Below are 6,000 nucleotides of genomic sequence, written 5' to 3'. Positions count from 1 at the left end.
ACCCCAGGGCGCCGGCCGGGACCGGGGCGTGCGCCATGCGGGCCAGCGCCCGGGCCAGCGGCACCGGGCCGCTGCGCCGGCGGGCGGCGTCGTCGGCGAGCATCTCGACCAGGCCGGCGGCCGACTCGAGCGCCACCGAGCTGCGTACCAGCCGCGGGAACGCGCTGTGCAGCACGCCGAAGCCTTCCAGTACGAGGTCGTGCCGGGCCCGGACGTGCGCCCGCTCGTGTGCCAGGACGGCGGCGGTCTCGTCGGCGCCCAGCTCGTCCAGCGTCGGTGCGGACACCACGACCCGCGACCGGACACCGGGAATGCAGTAGGCCAGCGGCCGCGCGACGTCGACCACGAGCGCACCCGGCGCCCGCCGGTCGGAGCGTCCCACGAGGTCGACGACGTGCCGCTGCCGGCGCCGCCGGGCCCGCAGTGCCATGCCGAGCGTGTGCGCCGACCACAGCAGCCGCGCCGTGACCACCAGCGTCAGCACCAGCGACACCCCGTGCAGGACCACCAGCCACCACGACGGCGACGGGTGCGTCATGACCAGCGTGCCCGCCGACGCGCCGGCGCCCAGCGCCGACAGCACCGCCGCCAGCGCGACCGCCTGCCACAGCACCAGCGCCGCCCGCGGCGTCCGCGCCGGCCACGAGGCGCGCGCCAGCAGCGCCGGCACCGGACCGGTCAGCAGCAGCGCGAGCGCCAGCAGGACGACAGGGGTGGTCTCGGTCATGAGGCGCTCCCGGCGGACCGCTCCACCGCCTCGAGCGCCTCGCGCAGCGCCCGTGCGTCGTCCTCGGATGCCGACCCGACGAACCGCAGCAGCGCCGCCGTCCGGTCCGAGCCGTCCACGGTGTCGAGCGCCTCGTGCATGAGCTCGGCGGTGAGCTCCTCGCGCGTCATGGCCGGCCGGTAGCGGTAGGCGCGGCCGTCGCGCAGCTGCTCGGCCGACCCCTTGCGGGCCAGCCGGTCGAGCACCGTCATGACCGTGGTGTACGCGATGTCGCGCGAGCCGGCCAACGCCTCGTGGACCTGGCGCACGGTGGCCGGCGACCCGAACGCCCACAGCTGCTCCATGACAGCGCGTTCGAGGTCACCCAGCTTCGCTCGTCCCGACATATCTCACAGTCTACCGACCGCACGTAGTACTACGGAACGTCGTAGAATCTACGACGACGCGTAGTACTAATCGAAGGATGCGAGACGATGGACGTGCTGGACCTCGCGCGCTGGCAGTTCGGCATCACGACGGTGGTGCACTTCTTCTTCGTCCCGTTCACCATCTCGATGGCGTTCCTCGTCGCGATCATGCAGAGCGTCTGGATGCGGACGAAGAGCGAGCGCTGGCTGCGGCTGACCAAGTTCTTCGGCAAGCTGCTGCTGATCAACCTGGCCGTCGGCGTCGTCACCGGGCTGGTCCAGGAGTTCCAGTTCGGCATGAACTGGAGCGACTTCAGCCGGTTCGTCGGCGACGTGTTCGGCGCGCCGCTGGCCATGGAGGCGCTGCTCGCGTTCTACCTCGAGTCGGTGTTCATCGGCGTCTGGATCTTCGGCTGGGGCCGCATCCCGCCGAAGATCCACCTGGCGACGATCTGGATCACCGCCGTCGGGACGCTGCTGTCGGCGTACTTCATCCTGGCCGCGAACTCGTTCATGCAGAACCCCGTCGGCTACGAGATCAACGAGGAGGCCGGACGGGCCGAGCTCACCGACATCTGGGCGGTGCTGACGAACAAGGTGCTGCTCGTCACGTTCCCGCACACGATCTTCGCGGCCTTCATGGTCGGCGGCGGCGTGGTCGCGGCGGTGGCGATGTGGCACCTGGTCCGCGGCGCCCGCAACCCGGAGGACGCGGCCCCCGGCGGGCCGAGCGACCGGGGCGCGTTCCGCACCGCGCTGCGGATCGGCGCCGTCACCGTTCTCGTCGGCGGCATCGGCGTCGCGATCACCGGCGACACCCAGGGCAAGATCATGACCGAGGTGCAGCCCATGAAGATGGCCGCCGCCGAGGCGCTCTACGAGACGCAGCAGCCGGCGCCGTTCTCGCTGTTCACCGTCGGCACGCTCGACGGCAGCGAGGCGCTGTACTCGATCGAGATCCCGCAACTGCTGTCGTTCCTGGGCACCGGGTCGTTCGACGGCGAGGTGCAGGGCATCGACAACCTGCAGGAGGAGTACGAGGAGCTCTACGGCCCCGGCGACTACAGCCCGAACATCCCGGTCACGTACTGGACGTTCCGCATGATGATCACGATGGGCGGCCTGGCCGGGCTGATCGCGCTGTGGCAGCTGTGGGCCACCAGGCGCGGACGGGTCCCGACGTCGCCCTGGGCGCTGCGCGCGGCCGCCGTCCTGCCGGTACTGCCGCTGGCCGGCAACGCCTTCGGCTGGATCTTCACCGAGATGGGCCGGCAGCCGTGGCTGGTGTTCGGCCTGATGCCGACGGCGTCCGGGATCAGCCCCAGCTCCACGGCCACGACGGTGTTCGTCTCGCTCGCCGCGTTCACCGTCCTCTACGCGGGCCTGACCTGGCTCTGGGTCCACCTGCTGCTCAAGCACGCCCGGCCCGGCCTGCCCGACGTCTCGCCGCCCGCCGACGGCCGCGGCGCCGAGGCCGAGGACGACGACGCCGACAAGCCGCTGAGCTTCGCGTACTGAGGGAGAGTCGTCATGGAGCTGAGCACGCTCTGGTTCCTGCTCATCGGGGTCCTGTGGACCGGTTACCTCGCGCTCGAGGGCTTCGACTTCGGCGTCGGCATGCTGACCCGCCGGTTCGCCCGCGACGACACCGAGCGCCGCGTCCTCATCAACACCATCGGCCCGGTCTGGGACGGCAACGAGGTCTGGGTCATCACCGCGGTCGGTGCGACGTTCGCCGCGTTCCCCGAGTGGTACGCGACGGCGTGGTCGGCGTACTACCTGCCGCTGGTGCTGATCCTGCTGACGCTGATCGGCCGCGGGCTGGCCTTCGAGTACCGCGCCAAGGGCGACACCGAGACCTGGCGGCGCCGCTGGGACCTGGTGATCTTCGGCGGCTCGGCGGTGCCCGCGTTCGTGTGGGGTGTCCTGCTGGCGGCGTTCGTGCAGGGCCTGCCGCTGGATGCCGGGCACGACTTCGTGGGCACCCTCGGCGACGTCGTGACGCCGTACACCCTGGTGGGCGGCGTGGTCACGCTGCTGCTGTCGTTGCTGCACGGCGCCCACTACGTCGCGCTGAAGACCGTCGGCGATATCCGCGAGCGGGCGCGGCGCCTGGCCGGCCGGCTCGCGGCGCCGGTCGCCGTCGTGCTGGCCGCGTTCCTGGCGTGGACACTGCTGCGCGACGACACCCCGTCCCGGCTGGCGGCGGCCGCGGCGCTGGTCGCGGTGGCGGCGATCGCGGCCGGTGCGACGGCGAACGCGCGCGGCCGCGAGGGCTGGGCGTTCGCCGCGACGTTCGCCACGGTGGCCGCCACCGCCGCGACGCTGTTCGCCGCGCTCTACCCCGACGTGCTGCCGTCGACGCTCGACGCCGCGAACGGCCTCACCGTCGCCAACGCGTCGTCGTCGGGCTACACGCTCACCGTGATGACCTGGGTGGCGGTGCCGTTCGTCCCGGCGGTCCTCGCCTATCAGAGCTGGGTCTACTGGATGTTCCGCAAGCGCATCGGGGTCCAGCACATCCCGTAGGCCGCGCCCGATCCCACCCCACCGAAGTTGATCTTGGAGCAAGGCGGCTATTGCTGGGTGAAATGCCCGATAGATACGCGCATTACTCCAAGATCAACTTCGGTGGGGTGAGGGGTGACGTGATGCCGGCCCGCTAGGGTGCGGACGGGGGTGGGGACGATCCAGCTGCTGCTCGTGGTGGTGGGCGCGATCGCGGTGACCGCGGTCGCCAACCGGCGCGGGCTGCAGCCGTCGATCGTGGTGGTGGTGCTGGCCTCGGCGGTGTCGTTCGTGCCGGGGCTGCCGCGGTTCGAGTTGGATCCGGAGCTGATCCTCAGCGTGGTGCTGCCTCCGCTGCTCTACTCCGCGGCGCTGGACTTCTCCGTCTACAGCCTGGCCCGCAACCTGCGCCCGATCCTGTCCCTCGGCGTCGGCATGGTCATCGTGTCGACACTGGTCACGGGTGCGGTGGCGAACTGGGTGGTGCCCGGGCTCGGCGTGGTGGCGGCGCTGGTGCTGGGCGCGGTCGTGGCGCCGCCCGACGCCGTCAGCGCCGTCGCGATCGGGCGGAAGCTGGGGCTGCCGAAGCGGCTGATGACGATCCTGACCGGCGAGAGCCTGGTCAACGACGCCACCGCGCTGACCATCTTCACGCTGGCCGTGGCGGCGGCGACCGGCAGCCACCCGTTCATCGACAACGCGATCCTGCTGTTCCTGTACGCGACGGTGGTGGGCTGCGGGGTCGGCCTGGCGCTGGCCGCCGGCGTGCACTGGGCGCGCCAGCGGCTGGGGGAGAGCGGCCTCGAGACCGTCCTCGGGCTGGTCGTGCCGTTCGCCGCGTACCTGTTCGCCGAGGAGCTGCACGGGTCGGGCGTACTCGCCGTCGTCACCGCCGGGTTCTGGCTCGGCCACCACGACGCCGACGCCGGCTTCGCCACCCGGCTGCAGGGCCGTCAGGTCTGGCGCAGCCTCGACACCCTGCTCGAGGCGTTCGTCTTCGCCTACATGGGCCTGCAGTGCAAGTTCGTCTTCGACGATCTCCCGATCCACGGCGACGAGTGGGGCCGGTTCGTCCTGTCCGCCGTCGTCGTGCTGCTCACCGTCCTGCTGATCCGGCCGTTCTGGGTGTTCCTCACCTACGGTCAGCGGGTGCTGCGGCGGCGCTACCTGTCCTTCCTCCCGCGCCGGCCGCGACGTCCCGACGCGACCCGGCCGCTGCCACGGGCGCAGCTGCTGGTCGTGTCGTGGTCCGGCATGCGCGGCGTCGTGACGATGGCCGCGGCCGCCGGCGTCCCGGCCATGACGGCGTCGGGCGAGCCGTTCCCGGGCCGCAGCATCATCCAGGCGCTGGCGTTCGTCGTCGCCGTCGGGAGCCTGCTCATCCAGGTGCCGACGCTGCCCATGCTGGTCCGCCGCCTCGGCATCTCCGCCGACGACGAGCGGGCCGCGGAGACGGCGGCCACCCGCAGGGCCCGCCACATCGCCCGGGCGGCGGCCGAGCGGGCCCTGCGCGACCTGCTCGCCGAGCCCCCGTCCGGCGTCGACCCCGCGGCGATGACGGCGATACGCGAGCGGATGGCGGCCGCGATGCGAGCCCGGCAGTCCGCCGACGACCGCGACGTCGAGGTCGAGGAGGCGGAGCGCTCACCCGCGGTGCGTCAGGCCATGCTCACCGTCCGCCGCGAGATGCTCGCCGCCCAGCGCCGCGCGCTGACCGCGGCCCGCGATGCCGGCGAACTCGACGACGAGGTCATGCGGCGCGAGCTGGAACGGCTGGACTACGAGGAGGCCGCGGCCGCGGCGGACTGACCGGGTCGCCGGCCGCTCACAGGTAGAACGGGTACGGCGGGTACGCGTAGCCGGCCGCCCAGAACGGCGGGTAGCCGTAGTAGCCGTACAGCTCCTCGTAGTACTCACGGGCCGGCACGAGATCCGGGTCGTAGGCGGGCGCGCCGGCCACGTGGCCGCGCTCCTGCGCGATGTGCACCTTCTCGTCGATCCGCACGATGGCGTCGACGGGGATCAGCTGCTTCTTCTCGCCGAGGCCGAGGAAACCGCCGGAGCCGACCTGCAGGAAGCGCACCTTCTTCTCGTCCGGGTCGATGACGAGGTCGTCGACGGTGCCGACCTCGTCGCCGTTGCGGTCGACGACCTCGCGCCCGCGGACGTCGTCGTCGGCCGTCACGGCCAGGCCGGAGTCGGAGATATGGACCAGCGCACGTGGGGTGTCGGTAGTCATCGGGAACTCCCTTCGATCACGTGGATCACCTGGTCCGTACCCCGTCGGGAGCAGGGCGCACGCGCTGTTTACGGCGTCCACGGCTGGGTAGCCGCCACGAGAGGGACCAGAGACTGGAG

6 protein-coding genes are annotated in these 6,000 nt (G+C 71.9%); 3 read left to right on the top strand and 3 right to left on the bottom strand.

Annotation, left to right across the window (positions count from 1 at the left end; translation table 11 throughout):
* The coding region (locus DY240_RS10200) for a M56 family metallopeptidase (RefSeq protein WP_147375269.1) at positions 1-727 on the bottom strand (727 nt) is incomplete at its 3' end.
* Positions 724-1,113 (bottom strand): BlaI/MecI/CopY family transcriptional regulator, encoded by a 390-nt coding sequence (locus DY240_RS10195; protein WP_119659808.1) that lies wholly within the window; start codon positions 1,111-1,113, stop codon positions 724-726. The genes DY240_RS10195 and DY240_RS10200, both read right to left, overlap by 4 nt.
* Positions 1,114-1,200: 87 nt before the next feature.
* Here DY240_RS10195 and DY240_RS10190 point away from each other — a divergent pair, with 87 nt between their 5' ends.
* From DY240_RS10190 to DY240_RS10180, 3 genes are all read left to right on the top strand, one after another.
* The gene (locus tag DY240_RS10190; protein WP_119659807.1) at positions 1,201-2,652 is read left to right on the top strand and encodes a cytochrome ubiquinol oxidase subunit I; all 1,452 of its coding nucleotides are present in this window, start codon (positions 1,201-1,203) and stop codon (positions 2,650-2,652) included.
* A gap of 12 nt (positions 2,653-2,664) precedes the next feature.
* The gene (gene cydB, locus DY240_RS10185; RefSeq protein WP_119659806.1) at positions 2,665-3,663 is read left to right on the top strand and encodes a cytochrome d ubiquinol oxidase subunit II; all 999 of its coding nucleotides are present in this window, start codon (positions 2,665-2,667) and stop codon (positions 3,661-3,663) included.
* Between the two features lie 150 nt (positions 3,664-3,813).
* Positions 3,814-5,451 (top strand): Na+/H+ antiporter, encoded by a 1,638-nt coding sequence (locus tag DY240_RS10180; protein ID WP_119659805.1) that lies wholly within the window; start codon positions 3,814-3,816, stop codon positions 5,449-5,451.
* Positions 5,452-5,467: 16 nt separating this feature from the next.
* On the opposite strand, the gene DY240_RS10175 is transcribed toward DY240_RS10180, so the two are convergent.
* Complete coding sequence (locus DY240_RS10175) at positions 5,468-5,881, bottom strand: PRC-barrel domain-containing protein (protein ID WP_119659804.1); 414 nt, start codon at positions 5,879-5,881, stop codon at positions 5,468-5,470.
* Positions 5,882-6,000: the final 119 nt, after the last annotated feature.

The organism is Jiangella rhizosphaerae, from assembly GCF_003579925.1.
In the GTDB taxonomy this organism is placed as follows: domain Bacteria; phylum Actinomycetota; class Actinomycetes; order Jiangellales; family Jiangellaceae; genus Jiangella; species Jiangella rhizosphaerae.
This window is presented reverse-complemented; position numbering and strand designations above follow the sequence as displayed.

Excerpts from the sequence above, each read along its gene's own strand:
- DY240_RS10175 (WP_119659804.1), bottom strand. The coding sequence starts at position 5,881 with ATGACTACCGACACCCCACGTGCGCTGGTCCATATCTCCGACTCCGGC.
- cydB (WP_119659806.1), top strand. The coding sequence starts at position 2,665 with ATGGAGCTGAGCACGCTCTGGTTCCTGCTCATCGGGGTCCTGTGGACC.
- DY240_RS10190 (WP_119659807.1), top strand. The coding sequence starts at position 1,201 with ATGGACGTGCTGGACCTCGCGCGCTGGCAGTTCGGCATCACGACGGTG.
- DY240_RS10195 (WP_119659808.1), bottom strand. The coding sequence starts at position 1,113 with ATGTCGGGACGAGCGAAGCTGGGTGACCTCGAACGCGCTGTCATGGAG.